The sequence below is a fragment of the Acidovorax sp. GW821-FHT09B03 genome, from assembly GCF_059418305.1.
This window is the reverse complement of record NZ_JBWKPP010000001.1, coordinates 503,485-525,785: the sequence shown is the minus strand read 5'-3', so window position 1 is coordinate 525,785 and position 22,301 is coordinate 503,485. Positions and strand designations below refer to the sequence as shown.

21 protein-coding genes are annotated in these 22,301 nt (G+C 70.0%); 8 read left to right on the top strand and 13 right to left on the bottom strand.

From position 1 onward, the window contains the following. Positions 1–80 precede the first annotated feature (80 nt). Positions 81–539, top strand: a complete 459-nt coding sequence (locus AC07PA_RS02390) for a carboxymuconolactone decarboxylase family protein (protein ID WP_494603464.1) — start codon at positions 81–83, stop codon at positions 537–539. A 128-nt stretch (positions 540–667) separates the two neighbouring features. Continuing rightward, positions 668–1,900, top strand: coding sequence for a GAF domain-containing sensor histidine kinase (locus AC07PA_RS02385; RefSeq protein WP_494603466.1), 1,233 nt, complete (start codon positions 668–670; stop codon positions 1,898–1,900). 55 nt (positions 1,901–1,955) lie between these two features. Here AC07PA_RS02385 and AC07PA_RS02380 read toward each other — a convergent pair whose 3' ends face one another. From AC07PA_RS02380 to AC07PA_RS02360, 5 genes are read right to left on the bottom strand one after another with little or no spacing between them, the layout of a single operon-like run. Next, on the bottom strand, positions 1,956–2,840 hold the full coding sequence (locus tag AC07PA_RS02380) for an amino acid ABC transporter substrate-binding protein (protein WP_494603468.1): 885 nt from the start codon (positions 2,838–2,840) through the stop codon (positions 1,956–1,958). Positions 2,841–2,857: 17 nt separating this feature from the next. Beyond that, complete coding sequence (locus tag AC07PA_RS02375) at positions 2,858–4,252, bottom strand: amidase (protein WP_494603470.1); 1,395 nt, start codon at positions 4,250–4,252, stop codon at positions 2,858–2,860. Between the two features lie 17 nt (positions 4,253–4,269). Next, complete coding sequence (locus AC07PA_RS02370; RefSeq protein WP_494603472.1) at positions 4,270–4,956, bottom strand: amino acid ABC transporter permease; 687 nt, start codon at positions 4,954–4,956, stop codon at positions 4,270–4,272. Beyond that, positions 4,953–5,612 carry an amino acid ABC transporter permease gene (locus AC07PA_RS02365; RefSeq protein WP_494603474.1) on the bottom strand — a complete coding sequence of 220 codons (660 nt, stop codon included), beginning with the start codon at positions 5,610–5,612 and terminating at the stop codon, positions 4,953–4,955. The genes AC07PA_RS02370 and AC07PA_RS02365 overlap by 4 nt, the downstream gene beginning before the upstream one ends. A 2-nt stretch (positions 5,613–5,614) precedes the next feature. Continuing rightward, positions 5,615–6,499, bottom strand: coding sequence for an amino acid ABC transporter ATP-binding protein (locus AC07PA_RS02360; RefSeq protein ID WP_494603476.1), 885 nt, complete (start codon positions 6,497–6,499; stop codon positions 5,615–5,617). A gap of 51 nt (positions 6,500–6,550) precedes the next feature. Between AC07PA_RS02360 and AC07PA_RS02355 the strand changes: the two genes are divergently transcribed. Then, a complete protein-coding gene (locus AC07PA_RS02355) occupies positions 6,551–7,696 on the top strand; it encodes a GlxA family transcriptional regulator (protein WP_494603477.1) in 1,146 nt (381 codons plus the stop codon). A 62-nt stretch (positions 7,697–7,758) separates the two neighbouring features. Here the strand turns inward: AC07PA_RS02355 and AC07PA_RS02350 are convergent, their stop codons facing one another. Continuing rightward, positions 7,759–8,628 carry an ABC transporter substrate-binding protein gene (locus tag AC07PA_RS02350; protein WP_007857054.1) on the bottom strand — a complete coding sequence of 290 codons (870 nt, stop codon included), beginning with the start codon at positions 8,626–8,628 and terminating at the stop codon, positions 7,759–7,761. Positions 8,629–8,806: 178 nt separating this feature from the next. Here AC07PA_RS02350 and AC07PA_RS02345 point away from each other — a divergent pair, with 178 nt between their 5' ends. The 3 genes from AC07PA_RS02345 (at position 8,807) to gstA (ending at position 10,822) form a co-directional block, all read left to right on the top strand. Further along, positions 8,807–9,250: a GNAT family N-acetyltransferase gene (locus AC07PA_RS02345; protein ID WP_494603479.1), complete on the top strand. Its 444-nt coding sequence runs from the start codon at positions 8,807–8,809 to the stop codon at positions 9,248–9,250. A gap of 95 nt (positions 9,251–9,345) precedes the next feature. Beyond that, positions 9,346–10,116 carry a class II aldolase/adducin family protein gene (locus tag AC07PA_RS02340; protein ID WP_145694163.1) on the top strand — a complete coding sequence of 257 codons (771 nt, stop codon included), beginning with the start codon at positions 9,346–9,348 and terminating at the stop codon, positions 10,114–10,116. Positions 10,117–10,213: 97 nt separating this feature from the next. Continuing rightward, positions 10,214–10,822 (top strand): glutathione transferase GstA, encoded by a 609-nt coding sequence (gstA, locus tag AC07PA_RS02335; protein WP_007854273.1) that lies wholly within the window; start codon positions 10,214–10,216, stop codon positions 10,820–10,822. 24 nt (positions 10,823–10,846) lie between these two features. On the opposite strand, the gene AC07PA_RS02330 is transcribed toward gstA, so the two are convergent. The 4 genes from AC07PA_RS02330 to AC07PA_RS02315 all read right to left on the bottom strand — a co-directional run bounded on the left by AC07PA_RS02330 (position 10,847) and on the right by AC07PA_RS02315 (position 14,935). Continuing rightward, positions 10,847–11,740: an ABC transporter permease subunit gene (locus tag AC07PA_RS02330; protein WP_494603482.1), complete on the bottom strand. Its 894-nt coding sequence runs from the start codon at positions 11,738–11,740 to the stop codon at positions 10,847–10,849. After that, positions 11,733–12,572 (bottom strand): taurine ABC transporter ATP-binding protein, encoded by an 840-nt coding sequence (locus AC07PA_RS02325; protein ID WP_494603484.1) that lies wholly within the window; start codon positions 12,570–12,572, stop codon positions 11,733–11,735. The genes AC07PA_RS02330 and AC07PA_RS02325 overlap by 8 nt, the downstream gene beginning before the upstream one ends. After that, entirely contained in the window at positions 12,562–13,575 is a 1,014-nt protein-coding gene (gene tauA / locus AC07PA_RS02320) for a taurine ABC transporter substrate-binding protein (protein ID WP_007854264.1), read from the bottom strand. Before tauA ends, AC07PA_RS02325 begins: the two co-directional genes overlap by 11 nt. Before the next feature lie 142 nt (positions 13,576–13,717). Next, positions 13,718–14,935 carry a YbfB/YjiJ family MFS transporter gene (locus AC07PA_RS02315; RefSeq protein ID WP_494603486.1) on the bottom strand — a complete coding sequence of 406 codons (1,218 nt, stop codon included), beginning with the start codon at positions 14,933–14,935 and terminating at the stop codon, positions 13,718–13,720. A gap of 178 nt (positions 14,936–15,113) precedes the next feature. Between AC07PA_RS02315 and AC07PA_RS02310 the strand changes: the two genes are divergently transcribed. Then, entirely contained in the window at positions 15,114–16,241 is a 1,128-nt protein-coding gene (locus tag AC07PA_RS02310; protein WP_494603488.1) for an alkene reductase, read from the top strand. A 4-nt stretch (positions 16,242–16,245) separates the two neighbouring features. Here the strand turns inward: AC07PA_RS02310 and AC07PA_RS02305 are convergent, their stop codons facing one another. The 3 genes from AC07PA_RS02305 to AC07PA_RS02295 all read right to left on the bottom strand — a co-directional run bounded on the left by AC07PA_RS02305 (position 16,246) and on the right by AC07PA_RS02295 (position 21,019). After that, positions 16,246–16,824 carry a hemerythrin domain-containing protein gene (locus tag AC07PA_RS02305; protein WP_494603490.1) on the bottom strand — a complete coding sequence of 193 codons (579 nt, stop codon included), beginning with the start codon at positions 16,822–16,824 and terminating at the stop codon, positions 16,246–16,248. A gap of 146 nt (positions 16,825–16,970) precedes the next feature. Then, on the bottom strand, positions 16,971–18,635 hold the full coding sequence (locus tag AC07PA_RS02300; protein WP_007854257.1) for a methyl-accepting chemotaxis protein: 1,665 nt from the start codon (positions 18,633–18,635) through the stop codon (positions 16,971–16,973). Positions 18,636–18,781: 146 nt separating this feature from the next. Further along, entirely contained in the window at positions 18,782–21,019 is a 2,238-nt protein-coding gene (locus tag AC07PA_RS02295) for a heavy metal translocating P-type ATPase (protein ID WP_494603492.1), read from the bottom strand. Between the two features lie 109 nt (positions 21,020–21,128). On the opposite strand from AC07PA_RS02295, the gene AC07PA_RS02290 reads away from it, so the two are divergent. Then, entirely contained in the window at positions 21,129–22,217 is a 1,089-nt protein-coding gene (locus AC07PA_RS02290) for a flavodoxin family protein (RefSeq protein ID WP_494603493.1), read from the top strand. The last annotated feature ends 84 nt before the right edge of the window (positions 22,218–22,301 follow it).

The window sequence follows — 22,301 nt, the reverse complement described above, 5'->3', positions numbered from 1 at the left end:
ATGATGGGTATGGAAGGCAACGAAAGGCCCGGCGCCTTCCAGTTCCAACCCTTCATCACCCACCAAACGGAGTTTTCACCATGACCCAGCACACCGCCCGCCTGCCCTACCACCAGCTCGCCAACAAGGCCTTCATGGGCCTCGTGAACCTGTCCGAGACCGTCAAGAAGGGCAGCATCGGCGCCCGCCTGGCCGAACTCGTCTTCCTGCGCGTCTCGCAGATCAACGGCTGCGCCTACTGCATGGACATGCACTGGACCTACCTGGTCAAGGACGGCATGGAGCCACGCCACCTCAACGCCGTGGCCGGCTGGCGCGAGGCGCCCTTCTTCAGCGAACGCGAGCGCGCCGCCTTCCGCTGGGCCGAGATCATCACCGCCACGCCGCACAGCGACGCCAGCGACGAAGAGTTCGCCCTGCTCAAGGCGCAGTTCAACGACACCGAGATCGCCGAACTGGGCTTTGCCATCGGCGTCATCAACGCCTGGAACCTGATCAACGCGGGCATGCGCGCGCCCATCCCGGCGCAGGCGGGCTGAGCACGCGGGCTTCCCACCCCGAATCCCGGGGTGGGCGACAATACGGGGCCGGCCGGTGTGGTGCGGCCCGGATCCTGATGCGCGCCCTGCCTCGGACCCCAGCGAGCCCCGTGGCGCAAAGGACCGGCATGCCGATCGCCCCGCAGGAGCTGGTGGCCCACCTGGACCCCCTCGTCTCCGACCCCCGCCGGCTGGCGGCCGTGCACAGCGTTGCGCTGCTGGACAGCCCGACGGAGGAAACCTTCGACTCCATGAGCCGCCTGGCCGTGAACCTGGTCGGCGCGCCCGCGAGCTTCCTGTCCATCGTCGACGCCGAGCGCGATTTTTACAAAAGCGCCCACGGCTTTCCGCAGGAACTGGCCGCTGCGCGCGAGATGCATGGCCGCACCTTCTGCCACTACGCGATTGCCAGCACCGATCCGCTGGTGATCGAGGACACCCATGCCGACCCGCTGTGGCGCGCCGTGCCCACGGTCAACAGCCTGGGCGTGCGCGCCTACGTGGGCGTGCCGCTCATCGTCGATGGCCAGCCCATCGGCAGCTTCTGCGTCATCGACAACCAGCCGCGCAGCTGGACGGACACCGAGATCGAGACCCTGGTGCAGCTCGCCAGGGCCGCTGCACGCGAGATCCAGCTGCGCAGCGCGCTCAGGGAATCCGAGGCCAATGCCGAACGCGCCCATGCACTGGCCAAGGCCAACGAAGAACTGCTCGCCGTGGTCGCGCACGACCTGCGCTCGCCCCTGCAGGTGATGGGCCTGAACACCAGCGTGCTCGCCCGCGCCGGCCACGCCCCCTCGCTGCCGGCCATCCGGCGCATCGAAGGCGCCATCACCTCCATGAAGCGCCTGGTCGAGGACCTGCTCTCCACCCATGCCGTGGACAGCCGCGAACGCACCCTGTGCGAGACCATCGCACCGGCCCGGCTGCTGGCCGATGCGGCAGACGCGATGGGCATGGTGGCCGAGCGCGCCGGCATCCACCTGCACCTGGTGCCCGCACAGGCGGGCGAGGTCTTCGTGGACTATGCCCAGCTGCTGCGCGTGCTGTGCAACCTGATCGGCAACTGCGTCAAGTACTGCCCATCGGGGAGCACCGTCACCCTCTGTGCGACCGAGACGGAGGACAGCATCGTCATCCGGGTCACCGACGATGGCCCCGGCATGGGCGAGGCCGAGCAGTCCTGCGCCTTCGAGCGCGGCTGGCAGGGCAGCGCCGGCGTGGCCGGGCAGGACGGCGCGGGCCTGGGCCTGTGGATCGTGCGCACCCTGGTCGAGCAGAACCAGGGCCGCGTTGCGCTGCACAGCGCAGCCGGCCAGGGCACCGAGGTCGCCGTGCGCCTGCCACGCCACCGCAGCTGAGCGCCCAAGCGGCCGCCACCGCGTCCCCGGCGCCACGAGCACCCGCACACGGGGCTCAGGGAATGCCGTACTTGTTCGGGTAGCGGATGTTCTCGCGCATGTGCGCGCTCATCGGGATGCGCAGCGTGGCGGTGTCGAACCACTGGCGGTACAGGGCCGCCAGCTCGCCGGAATGCATCAGCCCCAGCACCGTGCGGTCCACCACCTCGCGCAGCGGCAGGTCATCCTTGGGCAGCATGAAGGCATAGGGCTCCACCGTGAGGTGGCGGCCGGTCACATGCAACTCCCCGCGCAGCGGCGATGAGGCGACAAGGCCGTAGAGCAGCACATCGTCCTGCGCGAAGGCATCGACCTGGCCCTGCTCCACCAGGCGCACGCCCTCGGCGTCGGTGGCCACCAGGGTCACGGCGATCTCCTGCTCACGCTCCACGCGCTGCAGCGTCTCCTGCGCCGTTGTGCCCCGGCTCACGGCGATGCGCCGCCGCCACAGGCTGGGCACACCGTCGAGCTGCACCGACTGGCGCGCGAGAAAGCGCACACCCGTGGTGAACAGCGTGTACGAAAAGTCCACCTCCTTTTGCCGGCCCACGGTGTTGGTGTTGCCCCCGCACTCGATGTCAATGCTGCCGGCCGCAAGCAGCGGGATGCGCTGCGCCGCCTCCAGCGGGCGGAACGCCACGCGCAGGTCCGGCCGGCCCAACTGCTTGCGCAGCGCCTCCACGACCTTGTTGCACACGGCGATCGAATAGCCCACGGTATTGCCCGCCGCATCGCGAAAGGCAAACGTGCCGGGCGTGGGGATATAGCCCACGTGCACCGTGCCGCTGCGCGCGATGCGCGCCAGCGCGCCATCCCTGGCACCCTGGGCATGGCCCAGGGTACAGAGCAGGGCCAGCACGACCAGGACCGGCAGGGACTTCTGAAAAACAGATGCACGCATGGTGGGCGCCCCCAGTCCTAATCCAGCCCCGGCGGCACCGCCAGGTACCAGCGCGTCGCCTGCTCGAAGGCATGGCCCACGCGCAAGGCCGTGGCCTCGTCGAAGGGCCGCGCAATGAACTGCAGCGACACCGGCAGCCCCTGGCCCGTGAAGCCCGCCGGCACGGCCAGCGCGCACAGGTCCAGCAGGTTCACGAAGCGGCCGAAGCGCGACAGCGGCGTGGCCAGCTCGTCCACCTCGGTGAGCGGGATCGCGGCGATGGCATTGGTCGGAAAGGCGCAGACATCGATCCCGTCCATCGCGGCCAGCATCTCGGCCTTGGCCTGCTCGCGCAGCCTGAGCAGCTGCAGGTACTGCGCCGCGCCGATATCGCGCCCGAGCAGGATGCGCCGGCGCACATGCGGGTCGAACTCCAGCCCCTCCTGCTCGAACAGCGTGCCCAGGTTCGCATAGCCCTCGGCGCTCATCAGGCTGCCCGCCACGCGCATCGACTCGGCCAGGCTCTGCGGCAGCGCGCGCTCCACGCGCTGCATGCCCAGGCCCTCCAGCACCCGCACGGCTTCGTCGCAGGCGGCCAGCACCTCGGGGTCCACGTCCGCGCGCTCGGCCTCGGGCAGCACCCACATGCGCATGCCGGCCACGCCGCGCGCCGCATCGAGCTGCGGCAGCACCGCGCGCGCCGGCACCGGTAGCGACACAGCATCGCGCGGGTCGGGGCCCGAGAGCACGTCGAGCAAAATGGCGCTGTCGCGCACCGTGCGCGTGAGCGGGCCCACCGTGTCGTGCGTGGGGCACAGCTCGATCAACCCGTGCCGGCTGATCAGCCCGCGCGTGGTCTTCAGGCCCACCACCCCGCACAGCCCCGCCGGGATGCGCACCGACCCGCCCGTGTCCGTGCCGATGCTGGCCGTGCACAGGCCCGCCGCCAGCGCCACGGCCGAACCGCTGCTGCTGCCGCCCGGCGTGCGGTGGGTGCACAGGTCCCAGGGGTTCCAGGGCGTGCCCATCACGGCATTCGTGCCCCAGCCGCCAAAGGCGAACTCCACCGTGTGCGTCTTGCCGACCACCACGGCACCGGCCGCGCGCAGCCGCTCGACCACGGCCGCGCTGGTGGCCGAGGTGCGCGGCGGCCGCGCCTTCGAGCCTGCCGCAATCGGCTTGCCCTCGACCTCGAACAGGTCCTTCACCGCCACCGCCACGCCGTGCAGCGGCCCCAGGCGGATGCCGGCGCGCGCCATCTGGTCCAGGCCGCGCGCCGCGGCGCGGGCCTCGTCGACATACACGTCGGTGAAAGCGTGCAACTGGCCGCCAAGGCGCGCGATGCGCGCGAGCTGGTGTTCCAGCAAGGCCTCGCTCGACAGCTCCCCACAGGCGATGGCTTGGGCCAACTGCTCCAGTGGTGCGTAGGTCATGGATGTCATAAGCTCTTTCATGCCGCACCCACCGTGCGGCGCCCCTGCGCCAGACGGCGCTCCAGCCACCGCGAGAGCATGGACAGGGGAAAGGCGATGGCGAAGTACAGCAGCCCCACCAGGATGAAGATGTGCAGCGGCAGGAAGTACTCGCTGGACATGGCGCGCGCCGCCAGCATCAGCTCGTTGGTGGCGATCAGCGCGCACAGCGAGCTGTCCTTGAGCAGGGCCACATAGCTCGACAGCAGCGGCGGCAGCATCACGCGCAGGGCCTGCGGCAGCGTCACGGAGAGGAACACCTGGCGCGGCGTGAGGCCCGCGGCCAGCCCCGCCTCGCGCTGGCCGCCGTGCACCGACTGCAGACCGCCGCGCAGGATCTCGGCCACATAGGCCGCGCCGTGCACCCCCAGGCCGATGGCCCCGGCCCAGTAGCCCGACAGCGTGATGCCCGCCGAGGGCAGCGCGAAGTAGATGGCCAGCAGCAGGGCCAGCAGCGGCACCGCGCGCAGCAGCTGGATGAAGCCGTTGGCCGCATGGCGCAGCGCGCCTACGCCACTGCGCAGCATCCACACCAGCACGGCGCCCAGCACCAGCGCGATGGCAAAGCCCAGGGCCGAGAGCTCGGCCGTCACCCGGGCCGCCTGCAGCAGGCGTGGCCACCACTCGCCCAGGTACTCGGCATAGGTCGCGAAGAAGGCAGTCATCGCACACCCCCTGCGGTGCGGCGTTCCAGCCGCGCGAACGCCCAGCTGATGGGCAGCACCATGGCCGCATAGAGCAGCATGGCCGTCAGGTAGATCAGCGGCGTCTCGAAGGTCGAGGTGACCAGGTTGCGCGCGTAGAACATCACCTCGGGCGCCGCGATGGCCGAGGCGATGGACGTGTCCTTGACGAGCTGGCTCGCGTAGTTGCCCAGCGAGGGCAGCGTCACGCGCAGCATCTGCGGCAGCAGCACGCTGCGCAGCGCCTGCGCGGGCGTCAGGCCCACGGCCAGGGCCGCCTCGCGCTGGCCGGCATGCAGGCAGCGCAGACCGGCCGCGAACACATCGCACAGCACGGCCGCGCCCACCAGGCCCAGGCCCACCACCGCGGCCGTGAGCGGCGACAGCCGCACGCCCACCGAAGCCAGGCCGAAGTACAGCACGAACAGGTGCGCCAGCGCGGGCACATTGCGCATCCATTCCACATAGGCTGCAATGGCCAGCTGCAGCAGGCGGTTGCGCACGAAGACCACGGCCAGCGCCAGCAGCAGGCCCAGGCTGGCCGCCAGCAGGCCCGCGCCCAGGGCCACCTGCGCGGCCGTGAGCGCACCGCGCGCCAGCGTGGCCACGATCAGGGTCAGGGTGTCGGTGCCCGGCATGCTCACGCCCCCACCTGGCCGAGGAAGCTGCGCGTGCGCTCCCTGCGCGGCTGGTCGATCACCTGCGCCGCAGGGCCTTCCTCGACGATGTGGCCACCGTCCATGAAGATCACGCGGTCCGCCACGTCGCGCGCAAAGCGGATCTCGTGCGTTACCAGGATCATCGAGCGCCCCTCCTCGGCCAGCTCGCGGATCACGCCCAGCACCTCGCCCACCAGCTCTGGGTCCAGTGCCGAGGTGGGCTCGTCGAACAGGATCAGCTGGGGCTTCTGGGCCAGCGTGCGCGCGATCGCCACGCGCTGCTGCTGCCCGCCCGAGAGCTGCTCGGGGTAGGCATCGGCCTTGTGGCGCAGGTGCACCTTGTCCAGCATTGCCTCGGCCAGCGCATGGGCCTCGTCGCGCCGCATGCCGGCCGCCTTGATGGAGGCCAGCGCCACGTTCTCGCGCACGGTGAGGTGCGGCCACAGGTAGAACAGCTGGAACACCATGCCGATCTCGCGGCGCTGCGGCGCCATCTCGGTGTCGCTCATCAGGCGCCAGCCGCCCTTGCGGTCGGGCCGCTGGCCGATGCGCTCGGACCCGAGCAGCACCTCCCCCGCCTGGGGCTTTTCGAGGAAGTTCAGGCAGCGCAGGCAGGTGGACTTGCCCGAGCCGCTGGGCCCGATCAGCGACAGCGTCTCGCCCTTCTTCAGGTCGAAGGAAATGCCCTTGAGCACCTCGGCCTGGCCGTAGCTCTTCGTGAGGCCGCTCACGCGCAGCAGGGGGGGTTGGTCGTTCACAGCAGGGTTCTCCAGGCAGTTGTGTGCGGGTGCCGCGGCACGGTCCTTGCAGCCGCATGCCCTCGTTACCCTGTGCCTCCATGCTAGGAAGGACGCCCCTCTGTTCATTGCAGGCGGTCGCCGCTATATTGAACGTATGCGACATGCAGGGAAAACCCCATGCCACCACCCAAACACCGATCTGACCTCACTCCTGCCGAGATTGGTGCGCAGCCGCACCAGGCCAGTGCACAGAACACAGGCGACATTGGTGCATTGATCGGAAAGCTCGATGCCGCCAGGGCATCGTCCGCACCGAAGCGCAGGCCCTCGGGCACGACCTCGGCCACGGAGCTGCGCGTGGGCATCCTGCTGTGGCCGCAGTTCCCCCTGCTCTCGCTGGCCGGCCTGTGCGACGGCCTGCGCCACGCCGCCGACGTGGGCGACCAGAGCCGCCAGATCCGCTGTTCGTGGACCATCCTCGGAGTGCCCGGGCAGTCGGTGCAGGCCAGCTGCGGCGTGCCCGTGCCGGTGCAGGATTCGCTCTCGTCCGAGAGCGACTACGACTACATCGCCGTCATCGGCGGGCTGCTGCCCGCCATCCCCACGGTGCACCCGCGCTACACCGCCTTCCTGCGCGATGCGGCCGCGCTGGGCAAGCCGCTCATCGGCATCTGCACCGGCACGTTCGCACTCGCGCATGCGGGCCTCATGGCCGGGCGCCGCGCCTGCGTGCACCCCTACCATGTGGAGGACTGGAAGGCCGCCTTCCCCACGCTCGACCACGCCACCGACTGCCACTACGTGTTCGATGGCGACCGCATCAGCTGCGCGGGTGGCATCTCCATCGTCGAGCTCACGGCCGAGCTGGTGCGCCTGCACTGCGGCCCCGACCGCGCGGCCAAGGTGATCCACCAGATGACGGTGAACCCCGCTGCGCGCAGCACCCACGTGGCGCGCCGCCACGCGCTGGGCTACGGCACGGCCGACCACGACAAGCTGCGCCAGGCCATCGTGCTGATGGAGAAGAACATCGGCACGCCGCTGGAGATCGCGGTCATCGCGCGCCTCGTGGATTCGAGCAGCCGTCAGCTCGAACGCGTCTTCCTGGCCGAGACACGCACCACCCCGTCGGAGTACTACCGCAACGCGCGCCTCAAGTACGCGCGCTGGATGCTCACCAGCACCGACCTGGCCGTCATCACCATCGCCTACGAGTGCGGCTTTGCCGATGCCTCGCACTTCATCCGCCACTTCCAGCAGCTGTACGGCATGCCGCCGGGGCGCATGCGCAAGGCGCTGCAGGCCGGCGCCGTGGAGGCCTGACGCAAGAAAGCCGCATGCGTGCCCGGGGGGGCATGCATGCGGCTCGCCAGGATGTCAGCCCATCATTTGCAGGACGGCAGCTTCCAGTCCGCCGCGCGGTCCACGCCGGCCCGGGCGTTCTGGCCCACGGGGAGGTACCAGACGTCCTGCACCAGGCCGTAGGTCTTGCCGATCTTGCGCAGCTCGCAGCTGCCCCAGAGCTTGGCGATCTCGGCGTTCACGGCCTTCACCAACTCGGGGTTGTCCTTGTTCAGGCCGAACACCACCTGGCCCAGCCCCGTGAGCAGCGGGTAGTCGGGTGAGGCATCGCTGAAGGCATTGAACTTGATCTTCCACTGCGGGTTCTGCGAGATCGCGTACTGCATGACCGGCGGGTCGCCGATCACCGCGTCGATGCGCCCGGCCAGCAGGTCGCGCACGGCGGCGTCCGAGGTGTCGTACAGCGCCAGCTGCAGGCCGTTGATCTTGCGCAGCTCGGGGATGAACGAGAAGCCCGTGATCGTGCCGACCTTCTTGCCTTCCAGATCCTTGAGCTTGCTCCAGTCGGTCTTGTCCGACTGCGTGATGCCGTTCTTGAAGTAGTGGATCGGGTCGCTCAGCGCCATGATCCTGGAGCGCTGCTCCGTCCAGCCCATGGTGCCGGCCATCACGTCCACGCGCTTCGATTGCACCGAGGCGATGGTGCCCGACCACTCCATCAGCGCGGGCTTGACCTTGAGCTGCAGTGCCTGCGCGATGCGCTGCAGGATCTCGCCGTCGTAGCCCACCATCCTGCCGTCCTGATAGCCCGTGCCCGGCATGTCGCCCGAGAACGCGATGGTGAAGGCGCCCTTGTCCACGGTCTCCAGGGCATGGGCCGAAAGCCCCAGGGCGGACAGGCAGGTGGCGGCCGCGAGCGAGGCCAGCAGCCTCGCGATCTTCAATGTTGGCATGGTGGTGATCTCCAGAAGTCCGGTGGTGGTTCCCTCCCATCGGTCGATGGGGTGAATCGACTGTAGGGACGCCTGCCGCGCGGCGATTGGAGGCGCGCACGGCGAAATGGAATGCCCGCGACATTGCGGGAAAACACCGCTGCAGCAGCTTCGCCGGCGCATCCGTATACTTTTTCCCATGGACACCCCCCTGCGCATTTCCACCGACCCGGCCGAACTCGACGTGGCCCTGGTCCATCGTTTCCTGTCCGAACAGTCCACCTGGGCGCGGGGCATTCCGCTGGCCACCGTGCAGCGTGCGCTGGCGCATTCGCTGTGCTTCGGCGGTTTCGTGGACGGTGCCCAGGTGGCCTTTGCGCGCGTGATTTCCGACCACGCCACCTTCGCCAACCTGGTGGACGTGTTCGTGCTGCCGGCGCACCAGGGCCTGGGCTACGGCAAGCAACTGGTGCAGGCCGTCATGGACCACCCCGACCTGCAGGGCCTGCGCCGCTTCACCCTGGCCACCGGCGACGCCCATGGCCTGTACGCCAGCTTCGGCTTCACCGCGCCGCTGCGGCCCCAGTCGCTCATGGAGCGCTACTTTCCCGCCCTCTACGAGACCGGCGCTGCGGCGCCCTGACTTTCTGCGGCTTGTGTAGCCTGCCTGACAGCGCCCGCCGCGCAGGCGGCCTACAGTGGGCTTCCTTTCCAAAGACATTCCAGGAGACAAGCCCCATGATCGCCATCCCCTCCCTGCAAGAAAGCGTCAGCCCCGAAGAGTGGCAGCTGCGCTGCGACCTGGCCGCCTGCTACCGCCTGGTGGCGCTGTACGGCTGGAGCGACCTGGTGTTCACCCACATCAGCGCCAAGCTGCCCGAGTCGGTCTCGGGCCCCGAGCACCAGTTCCTCATCAACCCCTACGGCCTGATGTTCGACGAGATCACGGCATCGAGCCTGATCAAGGTCGACATGCAGTGCAACAAGCTGCACGACTCGCCCTTCCCCGTGAACCCGGCCGGCTTCGTGATCCACAGCGCCGTGCACGAGGCCCGGGCCGATGCGCAGTGCGTGCTGCACACCCACACCCGCGCGGGCGTGGCCGTGAGCGCACAGAAATGCGGCGTGCTGCCCATCAGCCAGCAGAGCACCTTCGTGCTCGCCTCGCTGGCCTACCACGGCTACGAGGGCGTGGCCTTTCGCGACGAGGAAAAGCCGCGTCTGCAGGCCGACCTGGGCGAGGCCAACTTCCTCATGCTGCGCAACCACGGCCTGCTCACGGTGGGCAAGTCGATCGCCGATGCCTTCCTGTCGATGTACACCTTCGAGAACACCTGCCGCATCCAGATCGACGCCCAGGCCGGCGGCGAGCTCAACCCGGTGGACCCGCAGATCGTGAGCGGCGTGGCCCAGGCCATGCGCGTGCAGACCGGTGGCCTGGGCGGCGCCTTCGTCTGGCCGTCACTGTTGCGCAAGGCGCAGCGCGACGCGCCCGGTTACGACAGCTGACATCTGCCTGCCGCCTTTACCGGCCAGGTCATGCAAAAGACGGGCGCAGCGCATAGGATCGGGGGTTCCTGCCGCATTCAACCCAGAGGACCCAAAAATGAAGCTCTACTACTCTCCTGGCGCCTGCTCCCTGTCCCCGCACATCGCCCTGCACGAGGCGGGCCTGGCCTACACCCCCGTGCTGGCCAGCACCAAGAGCCACAAGCTGCAGGATGGCACGGACTACTACACCATCAACCCGCTGGGCTACGTGCCCATGCTGGAGCTGGACGATGGCACGCGCCTGCGCGAAGGCCCGGCCATCGTTCAGTACATCGCCGACCAGGTGCCGCTGAAGATGCTGGCCCCCCAGAACGGCTCGCTGCAGCGCTACCGCCTGCAGGAGTGGCTGACCTTCATCGGCACCGAGATCCACAAGGGCTTCAGCCCCCTGTTCAACCCCGCCACGCCCGAGGAATACAAGACCATGGCGCGCGAGAAGCTGCTGCAGCGCCTGCAGTGGGTGGACGGCCAGCTGGCCGACAAGCAGTACGTGATGGGCGAGCAGTTCACCGTGGCCGACGGCTACCTGTTCACCGTGACCAACTGGGCCAAGCCCACCAACGTGGACATCTCGGCCTTCACCCACCTGGCGGCCTACCGCGACCGCGTGGCCGCCCGCCCTGCCGTGCAGGAAGCCATGAAGGCCGAAGGCCTGCTCAAGTAAGCAGCGGCCCTCTGGAAATGGCGGTCAACGCCCTTTCCACGGCACGAAGCGCTGCTCCAGCCAGCGCATCAGCCAGTCGAAGGTCCAGGCCACCAGGCCGATGACCAGGATGCCCATCACCACCAGGTCGGTGCGCAGGAAGTTGGAGGCGTTGAGCACCATCTGCCCCAGCCCGACGGTGGCCGCCACCATCTCGGCGGCCACCAGCGTGGTCCAGCCGAAGCCGATGGCGATGCGCAGGCCCACCATGATCTCGGGCAGCGCGGCCGGCACGATCACGTGCCGCACCAGCTGCCAGCGGCTCGCGCCCAGCGACAGCGCGGCATTGATCTGCTCCACGCTGGCACTGCGCACGCCGGCCTTGGCGGCCAGCGCGATGGGCGCAAAACACGCCAGGTAGATCAACAGGATCTTGGACGCCTCGTCGATGCCCAGCCAGATCACGATCAGCGGCAGGTAGGCCAGCGGCGGCAGCGGGCGGTAGAACTCGATGGGCGGGTCGAACACGCCGCGCGCCACGCGGCTCACACCCATGGCGATGCCCACCGGAACGGCCGTGGCGGCGGCCAGCGCGAACGCGCCGAACACGCGGATCGCGCTCCACTGCAGGTGCTTCCACAGCGGCTCACCGCCCTGGATATTGCCGCGCCAGGCATCGCCGAAGGCGCGCAGCACGGCCTCCGGTGCGGGCAGGAACAGCGGCGGCACCCAGCCGCGCTGGGTGGCCAGCCACCACAGCGCCACCAGCGCCGCCACGGTGGCAGCGCTGATGGCCTGGCTGGGCCCGCTGCCGGGCAGCCGAAAGGGCGCGACGGCACGCGGCGGCGGCGGCGTGGCGGGCTCCACCGGCACGGCGGCCCCGGGTGCATCGCGGCCGATGCCCGGGATCACCAGGATCTGGCTCATGGCGTCAGGCATGGGCCGGCTCCGCGTTCGCCACGCTCGGCGCGATCCAGTCCAGCACGCGCTCGCGCCAGGCGATGAACTGCGGGTCCGACTTCACGGCCCGCGCGGGCCGGCCCGCCAGGTGCTGGCGGTTGAAGTCCAGCGCATGCTGCTGCGCGATGCGGCCCGGGCGCGGCGTCATCACGATGAGGCGCGAGGCCAGGAACAGCGCCTCCTCCACGTCGTGGGTGATGAAGAAGAGGGTCTTGCCGGTGCGCTCCCACAGCTGCAGCACCAGCTCCTGCAGCGATTCGCGCGTGAAGGCGTCGAGCGCGCCCAGCGGCTCGTCCATGAGCAGCACGTCGGGGTCGCTGGCCAGGGCGCGGGCAATGCCCACGCGCTGCTGCATGCCGCCCGACAGCTGCCACACGGGTGCCTCGGCAAAGCCCTCCAGGCCCACCAGGGCCAGCTTGTCGGCGGCCCGCTGGCGCCGCTCCGCGCGCGGCACGCCGCGCAGGCGCAGGCCCAGCGCCACGTTGTCGACCACGTTGAGCCAGGGCATGAGCGCATGCTTCTGGAACACCACGCCGCGCTCGGCACCGGGGCCCGTCACCTCGCGCCCATGCAGCGTGATGCGGCCCGAGGAGGCCTCGGTGAAGCCCGCGATGCAGTTGAGCAGCGTGGTCTTGCCGCAGCCCGAGGCGCCGAGCGCCACCACGAGCTCGCCCTGGGCGATATCGAGATCCACGTCCTGCAGCGCGAGCACGGGCGATGGGGCCTGGCGCGCGCCCGCATAGCGCACGTTCAGGCCGGTGATCCGCAGCCCGCCCGGGGCTGCGGCGATGCCGGCAGTGTCATTTGGCACGCCGGACCCAGGCCGGGTTCACGCCCACGGCGTAGTCGGGCAGCACGTTCTGGATGGTGCCCTGCTCCTTGAGGAAGGCCGCCGTGGCCGCCAGCGACTTGGCCACGCCCGAATCCTTGCCGCCGCCCAGCCACTGGTTCGATGCCTGCTCGGTGGGCGGCACGAAGGCGTACAGCGCCAGGCTGGCAGGCACGGTGGGTGCCTCGGCCCCGCTCCACTTGGCCAGGGACTTGACCTCGGCCGCATCGGCATTCCACGCGGCCTTGTTGCCGGTGTAGGCCTTGTCGGCATCGGCCAGCACCTGCACGAACTGCGCGAGGAAGGCGTCGTGTTCCTTGGCGAAGGCCTTGGTCACGGCCAGGCCGTCGAAGGTGGCCTTGCCGGTCTTGGCCGCGATCTGGCCCGAGGTCACGATCACCTTGCCGTTGCCCTTGACCTTGGCCAGCACCGGGTCCCAGACGAAGGTGGCGTCGATGTCGCCGCGCTCCCAGGCCGCCAGGATCTCGGGCGGGCGCAGGTTCAGGATCTGCACGCCCTTGGGGTCCACGCCCGCGTCCTGCAGCGCCACCAGCGCGTGGAAGTGCGTGGTCGAGACGTAGGGCAGGCCGATCTTCTTGCCCTTCAAGTCGGCCAGGCTGTTCACGCCCGCGCCGTTGCGCGCCACCAGGGCCTCGGCATCATTGATGTTGTCCAGCACCCAGAACACCTCGATGGGCACGCCCTGCGAAATGGCCGAGGCGAACGGCGAGGAACCCGCCTCGCCGATGTGGATGGCCCCCGAGGCCAGCGCGCGCACCACCTCGGCGCCGCTGCCCAGCTTGCGGTAGGTGACCTTGTAGCCCGTGCGCTTCTCGACCTCGCGGGTCTCCTGCGCATGGCGCCACGGCACGACCATGTCCTGGTAGCCGATCACCACCTCGCGGGTCTGCGCCAGGGCGCCGAAGCCCAGTACCGTGCCCATCAACAGGGCCGCGGCCTGGATGCTTGTTCTGCGTGTTGCCATCGGGAATGTGTCCTCTCGGGGATCCATGGGAATCGACCGGGCGCGCGCACCCGGCATGAGAGAAAAATTCTAGGCAGCACCGGCCCCGGCGCCTTGCACTGCTTTCGCGCTTGGATATGCGAAAAGCGTCTATGGGCAGTGGCTACGCGGCAGGGGCCAGCGGCTTCTGCCGCGACGCCACCAGCGCCCCTGCCCACAGCGCACAGGCCGAGAACACCAGCCCGCGTGCCAGGCCGCCGGGGCCGTCGGCGATCCAGCCGACCACCGTGGGCCCCACGATCTGCCCGGCCGCGAAGACGATGGTGAAGGCGCTGATGCCGCTGGCCCACAGCGCCTGCGGCAGGTTGTGGCGCACCAGCGCCGTGGTGGAGGCCACCACCGACAGGAACACCGCCCCGAACAGCAGGCCCGAGGCCAGCACCACCGGCCAGGCGGAGGTCAGCGCCGGCAGCACCGTGGCCACGCCCAGCAGGCCGTTGAGCAGTGCCAGCGCCTGCCCGCCGCGGCTGCGGTCCAGGAGGCCCGCCCAGATGCGCGAGGACAGCACCACCGCCAGGCCCAGCAGCGCATAGAACCAGGTCACGGCCGTGCCGCTGGCGCCCTGCTCGCGCAGCAGCGCCACCACGAAGGTCATGTAGCCGATATAGCCCACGCCGAACAGGCCATAGCCCAGCAGCGCCGGGGCAAAGGGCGCCCAGCGCATGCCACCGGTCGCCGCCTGCGCGGAGGCAACCGGTGCCGCCAGGGCCTGCAGCGCCCGCGCCGGCCACAGCAGCACCAGCGTGGCCGCCACGCAGGCCAGGGCCAGGGCCCACCAGGCCCAGGCCCAGGGGTGCGGGCCCGGTGCGGTGGCCAGCACCGCCGGCACCAGCACCGCCGAGAGGCTGATGCCCCAGCCCGTGCCGCCGTAGTACAGGCCCAGCAGCAGCCCGCTGCGCCCGGGCTGCTGCGCCCCCAGCCGCGCCGCGAGCAGGCCGCCGCAGACGAAGACCAGCGCGCTCGCCACCCCCGCCAGCAGGCGCTGCAGCAGCAGCGGGGCGGCCACCACGAAAAAGCCGCACAGCCCCATGAACACGGTGGCCAGCACGGAGCCCGCCACGAGCAGGGTGCCCGGCGCCAGGCGGCGCAGCAGCAGGGGCGTGGCCAGGGCACCCAGCAGGTAGCCCAGCGCGTTCACGGTGTTCATGGCGCCGGCCAGCGTGTACGACCAGGCCAGGTCGGCGCGCATCGGCGGCAGCAGCAGCGCGTAGGCAAAGCGCGTGATGCCGAGCGAGACGGCAGCCCCCATCGACAGGGCCACCGCCAGCCACAGGCCGTTGCGCAGCAGGTGGGAAGAAGGCGCTGGAACGTCGTTGCTCATGGCGGCCATTGTGCCGCGCAGGGCATCGCCAGGCTGTCGCCCCGGGCGCCCGGAAATAGCACAAATCCCTTGCCCTTGGTTACAGCGGTCCACTGCAGGCTTCACGATTTGCGACTAGGCTTGTCCATCTTTCCCGGCCTCCGCGGCCTTCCTCCAACACGAAAGAAAGCACCACCACATGTCCGCACCCTCGCTGTTCGATCCCATCCAGGTCGGTGACATCCACCTGGCCAACCGCATCGCCATGGCGCCGCTCACGCGCAACCGGGCGCCCAATGCCGTGCCGGCCGAGATCACGGCCACCTACTACGCACAGCGCGCCAGCGCCGGCCTGCTGATCACCGAGGCCACGGCCATCAGCCACCAGGGCCAGGGCTATGCCGACGTGCCGGGCCTGTACGGCACCGAGCAGCTCGATGCCTGGAAGAAGGTCACCAGCGCCGTGCACGAGGCCGGCGGCAAGATCGTGACCCAGCTGTGGCACGTGGGCCGCATCTCGCACAACGACCTGCAGCCCGATGGCGGCGCGCCCGTGGCGCCCTCGGCCCTCATCGCCAAGTCCAAGACCTACCTGATCGACCGTGAGACCGGCAAGGGCAGCTTCGCGCCCACCTCGCAGCCGCGCGCGCTCGACGCCTCGGAGCTGCCCGGCATCGTGCACGCCTACGCCGCCGCCGCCCGCAATGCCGTGGAGACCGCCGGCTTCGATGGTGTGGAGATCCACGGCGCCAACGGCTACCTGCTCGACCAGTTCCTCAAGACCGGTGCCAACCAGCGCACCGACGATTACGGCGGCAGCATCGAGAACCGCGCCCGCCTGCTGCTCGAAGCCACGCGCGCCGCGGTCGACGCCGTGGGCGGCGGCAAGGTCGGCATCCGCCTGTCACCCGTCACGCCTGCCAACGACATCGTGGACGCGGACCCGCAGCCCCTGTTCGACTACGTGGTGCGCCAGCTCGCCCCGCTGGGCCTGGCCTACATCCACGTGATCGAAGGCGCCACCGGCGGCCCGCGCGAGCTCCCCGACCGCCCCTTCGACTACGCGGCCCTCAAGGCCGCCTACCGCGCAGCCGGCGGCAAGGGTGCCTGGATGACCAACAACGCCTACGACGCCGGCCTGGCCGAGCAGGCCGTGGCCGACGGCTCGGCCGACATCGTGGCCTTCGGCAAGCTGTTCATCGCCAACCCCGACCTGGTCGAGCGCCTGCGCAAGAAGGCCCCGCTCAACGCCTGGGACCAGAGCACCTTCTACGGCGGCGGCGAAAAGGGCTATACCGATTACCCCACGCTCGCTGAGGCGACGTAAGTATCTACCCCAGCCCTATCGGGCTGGGGGCCCGCATCACGATGCGGGTGAACAGGCGGTCATAGGCCCCATCGCGGGCCGGCCCCTGCGCCAGCGGATTGGCGTTGCTGGCAAACGCCGCATCCACGGCCGCCCAGTCCTGCGCATCCAGGTGCGCATGGGCCGCAGGCAGCACCACGGTTTCCTCGATCCGCATGTGCTCCAGGTAGAAGGCCACGTAGCGCTGCAGGGCCTCCTCGAAGGCGCTGCGCCGCGTTTCTCCCAGCAGCTCCCAGGCCAGCAGCAGGTGCTGCAGTTCGCGCACCGCGGCCTCGCCGCCCACATGCTCGCGCTCAAGCTGCGCAATGGCCGCTGCCGCCTCGGGTGCGCGCTCGGCCACGCGCGGGAACAGCCACTGCGATTCCTTGGGGTGATGCTGGCGCTCGGGAAACTCGTCGATGTAGAACAGCATCGCGCGCATCACATCGAAGAACGCGGCCGGTGCATCGGCCGGCCCCCGGTCCAGCATCAACTGCAGCGAGCGCAGCACCGCTGCCAGCGACGCGTGCTCGTCGCGGATGGTCCGCACACTGGCATGAGGCATGGCCTTGCTCCCAAAATTTCCATGGACCCAAGGGTGCCATGCAGGGGCCCGGGCCGACCTGACGCAGGTCAATGAAAGCCCCATGAAAAAAGCCCCGCTTGCCGAAGCATGCGGGGCCTTGCCCTGGCGGCAGCCGTGGGGCTGCGTCAGCGTGCCAGCAGCTGGCGCGAGGCCGCGGGCGCGCGCAGCGCTGCAGGGCGCTGCGGCTGGGCCACCGGGCCGCCACCATGGCCGCCATGGCCCATCGACTCGGCGAGCTGGAACTGCTGCACCACCTCCGACAGGCGCGCCGCCTGCTCGCGCAGCGACTCGGCCGCCGCGGCGGACTCTTCCACCAGCGCCGCGTTCTGCTGCGTCATGCGGTCGATCTCGCCCACCGACTGGTTCACCTGGCCGATGCCGGCCGACTGCTCGGTGGCCGCCGCCGTGATCTCGCCGATGATGTCGCCCACGCGCTGCACGCTGGCCACGATTTCCTTCATGGCCGTGCCCGCGTCTTCCACGTGGCGCACGCCGCCGTCCACGGCGGTCACGCTGTTGTGGATCAGGCCCTTGATGTCGCTGGCCGCAGCGGCCGAGCGCTGGGCCAGGCTGCGCACTTCCGATGCCACCACGGCGAAGCCACGGCCCTGCTCGCCCGCACGGGCGGCTTCCACGGCAGCATTCAGCGCCAGGATGTTGGTCTGGAAGGCGATGGAGTCGATCAGGCCGATGATGTCGCCGATCTTGCGGCTCGATGCCGAAATCTCCTGCATGCTGGCCACGGCCTGCTGCACCACCGAACCACCGCGCGTGGCGGTGTTGGAGGCCGAGGCCGCCAGCTGGTTGGCCATCTGCGAGGACGATGCCGTCTGCTGCACGGTGGAGGTCAGCTGCGACAGCGAGGCCACGGCCTCCTGCGCGTTGCTGGCCGTCTGCTCGGTGCGCTGCGACAGGTCCTGGTTGCCCGTGGCGATCTCCTGGCTGGCCGTGGCGATGTTGCCGCTGGCATCGCGCACCTGCGCCACCAGCGCGCCCAGGCCCTGCTGCATGTCGCCCAGCGCGCGCTGCAGGTCGGCCACCTCGTCCTTGCCGTCGGCCACGATGGGCTGCGACAGGTCGCCCCCGGCAATCGCCTGCGCCATGCGGCGCGCATCGGCCAGCGGGTTGCAGATGGAGATCATGTTCAACAGCGTCAGCGGCACCACCACCACCACAGTGATCAGCACGGCCAGCACGAACAGCCACTTGGTCTGGCTGGTCACCTTGCCCTGTTGTTCCACGGCCTGGGTCACGTCGGCGCGCAGCACCGTGTCGAGCTGCACCATGAGCTTGTCGGCCTGGTCGAACTCGGCCACGGCCTTGCCGCTCATGCGGTTGGCGATGGTGGCCGTGTCGTAGCCACCGGCTTCGAGCTGGCGCGCCACATGCGCGAACTGCTCGCGGTAGCTGTCCAGGCGCTTGATGATGTCGCGCACCACTGCATTGTTGGCGTCCTCAGGCCCTTCAAGCAGCTGGGCCGCGACCTTCTTGGCCTTGTCCTGGCTGGCCAGCCACTTGGCGTGTGCGGCCTTCACGACCTCGGGCTTCTCGTAGCCGATGATCATGTCCTTCTCGAGCTGGCGGATGGTGCCCATCTCGCCGCGCAGCTCGGCCATGTGGCCGACTTCGGCGAACGAGTGGGACATGAAGTCCTCGCTGAGCGCCGCAATGCGGAACATGCCCAGCATGCCGGCCCCTCCGAGCAGGCCCAGCAGCCCCAGCACCACGGCAATGGCGCCCAGCATTCGGAACCGAATGGTGAACTGCCGCATGAGCGCGAATAGATTCATGTCTGTCATCCTTCATTGGTGTGTGTGCCGGTGCCGGACTGCAAGGGATGCCCTGCCATGCAAGGCACCCTGCCCCCGTGTCCGCCCGACTGCAACAAAACGTTGCAGTTTGCCAGACATGTGTGACCATGCGCCATACGTGTTTATCACATGCGCCAGCGCTTGAGTAAGAGGGCATTCGCCATCACGCTCACCGAGCTGAGCGCCATCGCGGCACCCGCCACCACCGGGCTCAGGTAGCCGAGGGCCGCGAGCGGGATGCCGGCCACGTTGTAGGCGAAGGCCCAGAACAGGTTCTGGCGGATCTTTTGCACCGTGCGGTGCGAAATGTCGAGCGCTGCCGCCACCAGCCGGGGGTCGCCGCGCATCAGCGTGATACCTGCCGCATGCATGGCCACGTCGGTGCCGTTGCCCATGGCCATGCCCACGTCGGCGGCGGCCAGGGCCGGCGCATCGTTCACGCCGTCGCCCACCATGGCCACCACATGGCCTCCCTGTTGCAATGCAGCCACCCGCGCCGCCTTGTCGCCCGGCAGCACCTCGGCCATCACCTCGCCCGCTGCCGGATCGAGCCCCAGTCGGCGCGCCATCGCCTCGGCCGCGCCGCGGTTGTCGCCCGAGACCATCACCGTGCGGATGCCGCGGGCCTTGAGTGCTGCCAGCCCCTCGCGCGCACCCGGCTTGGGCTCGTCGCCAAACGCCAGCAGCGCGCGCAAGGCCAGGCCCTGGTCCGTGCGCTCGGCCATGGCCGAGACGGTGGCGCCTTCGGCCTGCAGGGCCTGGGCACGCGCGGCCAGGGGCCCCAGGTCGACCCCCAGCTCGTGCATCCAGCGCAGGCTGCCCACCAGGACGCTGGCGCCCTGCACCTCGCCCTCCGTGCCGCGCCCGGGCACGGCACGCACCGCACCGGGGGCCTGCACCACCAACTGCCGCGCCTGGGCGGCCCGCACCACGGCGCGCGCCAGCGGGTGTTCGCTGCCACTCTGCACCGCCGCGACCGCCGCCAGGGCCTCGCCCTCGTCCACGCCCGGCGCCACCTCGAAGGCCGTCAGCCGCGGCTGCCCCACCGTGAGCGTGCCGGTCTTGTCGAAGGCCACCGTGTCCACCTGGTGCGCACGTTCCAGCGCCTGCGCGTCCTTGATCAAAATGCCATGCTTCGCGGCCACCCCCGTGCCCGCCATGATGGCGGCCGGCGTGGCCAGGCCCAGCGCGCAGGGGCAGGCGATCACCAGCACCGCCACCGCGTGGATCAGCGCCGCCTCCAGGCCCGCGCCGGCCCACAGCCAGCCCAGCAGGGTGGCCAGCGCAATCGCCAGCACCACCGGCACGAACACGGCCGAGACCTTGTCCACCAGCCGCTGCAGCGGCGCCTTGGCGGCCTGCGCATCCTCCACCAGGCGGATGATGTGCGCCAGCACCGTCTCGGCACCCACGGCCGTCACCGCCATCACGATGCGGCCATCGCCGTTGATCGACCCGCCCGTGAGCGGCGCACCCACCTCGCGCGCCACGGGCAGGGGTTCGCCGGTCAGCATGGACTCGTCCACCTGCGTGTGGCCCTCGTGCACCGTGCCGTCCACGGGTATGCGCTCGCCCGGGCGCACCACCAGCCGGTCGCCCACCAGCACCTCGGCCACGGGCACGTCCACCTCACCGGCCTTGCCCAGCAGGTGCACCACGTCGGGCCGCAGCGCGTGCAGCGCGCGGATGGCGGTGGTGGTCTGGCGCTTGGCGCGTGCCTCCAGCCACTTGCCCAGCAGCACCAGCGTGACCACCACGGCCGAGGCCTCGAAGTACAGGTGCGGCGCATGGCCAGCATGCGCCGTGAGCCACAGCCACACCGACAGGCCCCAGCCCGCGCTGGTGCCCAGCGCCACCAGCAGGTCCATGTTGCCCGTCAGCGCCTTCAGCGCGTGCCAGCCCGCCCTGTAGAAGCGCGCCCCCAGGATGAACTGCACCGGCGTGGCCAGCGCGAACTGCAGCCACGCGGGCAGCATCCAGTCCTGCCCGAAGAGATCGCCCGCCATGGGCAGCACCAGCGGGGCCGACAGCGCCAGCCCCACGCCCACCGGCAGGAAGCCGGCCCAGGGCGACAGGTCCTCGGCCGCATCGGCCTGCCCCGGCGCCAGCGGCTCATAGCCGGCATCGCGCACGGCACGGCGCAGCCGCGCCTGCAGCGCCGCGGCATCGCTGCCCTCGGGCACCGCCATGGCCACACGGGCCGACTCGGTGGCTAGGTTCACGGCCGCGTCCTGCACGCCCGGCACCTTGCGCAGCGCGCGCTCCACGCGGCCCACACAGCTCGCGCAGGTCATGCCGCCGATGCCTAGGTCGAACTGCTGCTGCGCTGCAGCAGAGGGGGAAGGGGAAAGGGTTGTGCTCATGGCCTGGAAGTTACAGCTTGCCATGGTGTCAAGGTCAAGCCCTTGCCGCAGATCAAGTCGGCGCCTTGTCCGATAGAGCCGCCGGGCGGCCGGTGGTCGAATTTTCTCCATGACAAGCCCCACACCCCCACGGGCGCGCACCGGCCAAGCCCCCAAGCCCCTGGACCGCGCCGAATTCCGCGAACGCTTTCTGCTCGACTTCCAGGACCCGCGCTTTGCCGACGAGGCCGGCGACGCCCTGGACCGCATCGAGGCCATCGCCTGGCGCAACTACGACGACAACCGCAAGGCGCCGCGCACGCGCAAGGCCGGGCCCGGCTACGCCGACCCGGACTACGACCTGTCGGTCGACTGGCTCGAGGCCAAGGAGCGCATCGACGCGGCGCGCCAGCGCTGGGCCGACCCGGCCAGCCCCTCGCGCGTGCTGCTGGTCTGCGGCTCGGCGCGCAACGACGGCACCTGCCCCGGCGAGATCTCCAAGAGCTGGCGCATGCTGAACATGGCGCGCGACGTGCTGGCCGCCGAACACATCGAAATCGACCTGCTCGACCTGAGCCGCGTCACCTCCGACTACGGGCGCCACATCCACCCCTGCAAGGGCTGCGTCTCCACCGCCATGCCGCTGTGCCACTTCCCGTGCAGCTGCTACCCCAACCACGCCACGCGCCAGACCGGCGACTGGATGAACGAGATCTACGAACGCTGGACCGCCGCACACGGCGTGATGATCATCACCCCCGTGTACTGGTACCAGGCGCCGAGCCCGCTCAAGCTCATGATCGACCGCCTGGTCTGCGCCGACGGCGGCAACCCCGACCCCACCAGCACCCACGGCAAGAAGTCCGCCGAGGCCAAGGCGCTGGAGCTGGCCGGCTGGGGCTACCCCAAGCACCTGGAGGGCCGCACCTACGCCCTGGCCGTGCACGGCGACGTGGCCGGCATCGAGATGTCGCGCCGCGGCCTCTCGGACTGGCTCGACTGGATGGGCTTCATCGACGCCGGCCAGGCCGCCCGCCTGGACCGCTACATCGGCTACTACGAAAGCTATGCCGAAAGCCACGAGGTGCTGGACCGGGACACGGCCATGCAGGCCGAGATCCGTGGCGCCGCCCAGGCCCTGGCGGTGGCCGTGGGCGAGCTGCGCGCAGGCCGGCTCTCACGCCCCGATGCGCACGTGAAGCGCGCCCGGCCCAAATAGGTCTGAAAAAGGCGGTTGGCACCAAGGTCTTGGCATGGCGCTTGACCTTGCCACCATGTGAAGGTTTACGCTCCCTGCCATCCC